Raw genomic sequence first — 485 nt, forward strand, 5'->3', positions numbered from 1 at the left:
ATACGTAATTAAGTCTAAAGACAGAGTCGCCTAATTACACGAAGTCTCCCTCGCAAAATGTTGTAATAATTATGTTTATTAATAATAAAACTAGCGTTGTGAATCCAAATAATAACAGGTAGTAAGCGCTTTATTTAAACTTTAGTATTTAATATCGAAAGTACTAAATAACCGTAACTATGTAGGTTGTAATGAAAAGTAATCCTGTATCTATTCTTAACGGTAAAATATCCGGCCTACGCTATGGTCCTTTATCAAAGTTAGAAGTTACTCACGAATTAGGGCGGTTTGTAGAGGTAATGTCTAAATGTAATCAACGCAGTGATCTGAACATAGCTTCGTTTTTACACTGGATAAAACCAGCGGTAATTCATAGGCAATATAAGTTTTTAAAATTACCTAGCGATGTCGAATTTACAGGGTACGTTATTTGGGCATGGGTTGATGAATTAACGTTATCAAATTATATGACTCGACCTAGGTTC

Annotated in this window: 1 pseudogene; it reads left to right on the forward strand. The window is 33.6% G+C overall.

The features are described from left to right. Positions 1-191: 191 nt before the first annotated feature. Positions 192-485 (forward strand): annotated as a pseudogene (locus AB4653_RS28535) (toxin-activating lysine-acyltransferase); the annotation flags it as partial.

Origin of the sequence: Vibrio sp. 10N.222.48.A3, from assembly GCF_041475345.1 — a bacterium.
Taxonomy (GTDB): domain Bacteria; phylum Pseudomonadota; class Gammaproteobacteria; order Enterobacterales; family Vibrionaceae; genus Vibrio; species Vibrio tasmaniensis_A.